Source organism: Mycobacterium sp. (genome assembly GCF_040398885.1).
Taxonomy (GTDB): Bacteria; Actinomycetota; Actinomycetes; order Mycobacteriales; family Mycobacteriaceae; genus Mycobacterium.
This window is the reverse complement of sequence record NZ_JBBATF010000257.1, coordinates 1-2,642: the sequence shown is the minus strand read 5'-3', so window position 1 is coordinate 2,642 and position 2,642 is coordinate 1. Positions and strand designations below refer to the sequence as shown.

Sequence of the window (2,642 nt, the reverse complement as noted above, 5' to 3'; positions counted from 1 at the left end):
CCAGGTGTTCCTGGTTGTTCCACATGAAGGTGGCGACCCGCTGATCGCCGTCGATCCCCAGCCGACGCAGGGCATTGGCCAACCGCGCGGCCTGCCGGCCGACCTCCCGGTAGCTGGCGTGGCGAAAGCCCTCGCCGGTCGCGGTGGTGACGGCGCGGTCGCCGTGGACGTCGACCGCGTAGCGCAGAATCGCGCCGACGGTCAGGGACGAGTCCTGCATGGTGCTCCGCATCGCCCGATCATATCGGCGCCGGGAACCGACGAACCCGGCCGGTGAACGACGCCGTGCAACGCACACCGGATCGGCGGCGATCAGTCCGATAGCGTGGAAGACACAAGGAGGCGACGTGGGCAGAGCAGCCGGGTACGCCGCGGCGTTGACCGCGTTCGCGATGCTGGCTGTTCCGGCCGGTGTGGCGAGGGCGGAGAAAACCGCGCAGGAGACCATCGACGAACTGCAGAAGCAGGGCTATACCGTTCAGATCGACAAGATCGGCACCGGCCCGATATCGCAGTGCGTGGTGACCAGCGTCCGCAGTCCGCACACGGTGACCCAGTGGGTGCCCTACGTCGGGCCCGGACTCGGCGACCGGGGCAGTTTTCTGGTGCCGGTGGTGACCAGCCGGACCATCTCGGTGTCGCTGAACTGTCCCGGCGGCTAGCTACCCGGCCCGCTCGCCCGGCCCGGGGCGGGCGCCGCCAATGCGGTGACCCCGCCGTCGAAGTCGCCGACGTAGAGCCGGGATCCTTCCCGGCTGATGGCCAGGCAGGACACCGGACGGCCGATGTCGACGCCGTCCACGCTGCGCAGGGTGCCCGCGTCCAGGACCGACACCCGCTCCCCGTGCGCCACGTAGACCACCGAACCGGCCGCCAGGACGGCCAAGGGCTGCGCGTCGATCGCGACGGAGCCGGCCACCCGCGCAGACGGCACGTCGACCACATACAGCGTGGCGCCCCGGGCGGCGTCCCATCCGGTCACGAACACCCGGCGGTCGTCGGAGTGGACGGCGATCTCACCGATGGCGGCGCCGATCGGGACGGTCCGCACCTGGCCGGTGCGGATGTCGACGACGACGAGTGCGCCGCCGGCGGCCGTGGTGAGGGCGGCGTAAAGCCGGGTTCCCGCGGGGTTGATCCGCACGGAGTCGATCGAGGCGCCCGCGGCCCGGGTGACCGGGATGACGCTGACCTCGCCGCTCTCGACGCGGATCACCGCGATGTCGACGACGTCGTCGACCGAGCGCGCGACGTAGAGCGAGTCGCCGGCCGGGCCGGCTGCCAGGCCGCCGGCGCCCACGCCCACCTCGCGGTCGGCCAGCGCCGCACCGGTCAGCAGGTCGACGGCCACGACGGTGTCTTCGGACGACGACGCCGACCGCAGGTAGGCCCGATCGGCCGCGGCCACCGCGTACGGCTCCGCGATGCCGGACACCGTCGCGGTGACCTCGAGGGCGGCGGTGTCGATCAGCGACACGGCGTCCTCGCCGTAGTGTGCGGCCACCAGATGGGCTCCGTCGCGGCTGACCGCCAGACCGGTGACCGCGCCGGGCAGCCCGGCCAGCACGCCCTCCGCGAGCCGGCCGACCGGATGCAGAGAGGCGCCGGCCCGGACGGCGGGGAGCAGGTCTGGTCCGGCGGGGCGGCGCGGCGCCGCCGGGGGCGAGGGCGGGATCGAATCGGTGGGGCGTTCCGCGAGGGCGGTGCCGCCAGTCATGGTTGCCATGTTCTTCTCACTCTCCTGGGCCGGGCCGAACCCGGCCCCACTGGGAAATCAGGGAAAACGCGCTCAGGCGGGAAAAGTTTTCGTTGCCCAGTTTAGCCGACGCACCGATCACCGATTTCTCCCGAAAGAAAAGGGGCCGACAAATTGCCGGTCGGAAAATTCGTTATCCCATTGTTGTCCCGGCGATTTTTTATTCACATCAGCGCTGTTTAATCGCTTTTTCTCGAGTCCGTCCATGCCACAGAAGAATTCGGCCGCGGGCTTGCGGAAGCCTTATCCGCCACACCTGAATGCGGCGAATGTCACATTACGGCGCGAGTGTGGCTAATTATTCGGACCGGTCGGCTGGAATTGCCCGGGGTCAACCCAGATGCAGCAGATGCGGGGCGAAAAGACCGAGTCCCATGAACGCCCCGCCGGCCAGCAGGGCAAGACCGCTGGCGATGAATCCCGGGACGGCCAGGCCGGTGATCACCGCGGCCGAGGCCAGGACGATGCCGATCTGGAATGCCGCGGAGGCGAACTCGTAGTTGTGGTATTTCGACAGCATCTCGTCGCGATGATGCTCGGAATCCTGCGCGCGATGCGACAACTCCTCGGTGCCCTCACCCTTGCCGTCCGCGGCGGCTGGCTCGGACTTGTAGCGCGCAGCGGTCTGGTTCCATTCGTCGACCTGCTTCTGCATTGCGGCGCGCTGCCCGGGATCGCTGACACCGGCCATCTCGATCTGCGCCTGCTGCGCTGCTATGAGGTTGTCGGTGCGGCGGATGTTCTTGGCCTGATAGAAGCTCCAGAGGTTGGACGCCTCCATCTGGGCGTTCAGCGCCGCGGTCTGCGCACTCTTGCCGACGGTCTCGGCGAAGGACAGGAACAGCGCGAGAACGGCGATCATCAACGCCATTTTCTTGTTGGTGCT

General features: G+C 68.7%; 4 protein-coding genes. 1 reads left to right on the top strand and 3 read right to left on the bottom strand.

Annotated elements, in window-relative coordinates; all coding sequences use genetic code 11:
- Positions 1-232, bottom strand: a 232-nt coding sequence (locus ADBZ5U_RS15695) for an AMP-binding protein (RefSeq protein ID WP_526811741.1), incomplete at its 3' end; no start/stop codon positions are given.
- A 160-nt stretch (positions 233-392) separates the two neighbouring features.
- On the opposite strand from ADBZ5U_RS15695, the gene ADBZ5U_RS15690 reads away from it, so the two are divergent.
- The gene (locus tag ADBZ5U_RS15690) at positions 393-662 is read left to right on the top strand and encodes a hypothetical protein (RefSeq protein ID WP_526811743.1); all 270 of its coding nucleotides are present in this window, start codon (positions 393-395) and stop codon (positions 660-662) included.
- Here the strand turns inward: ADBZ5U_RS15690 and ADBZ5U_RS15685 are convergent.
- Both ADBZ5U_RS15685 and ADBZ5U_RS15680 read right to left on the bottom strand, forming a co-directional pair.
- Positions 659-1,726: a YncE family protein gene (locus ADBZ5U_RS15685; protein WP_526811739.1), complete on the bottom strand. Its 1,068-nt coding sequence runs from the start codon at positions 1,724-1,726 to the stop codon at positions 659-661. The genes ADBZ5U_RS15690 and ADBZ5U_RS15685 overlap by 4 nt on opposite strands.
- A gap of 361 nt (positions 1,727-2,087) precedes the next feature.
- On the bottom strand, positions 2,088-2,642 hold a 555-nt coding region (locus tag ADBZ5U_RS15680), incomplete at its 5' end, for a DUF4337 family protein (RefSeq protein WP_526811738.1).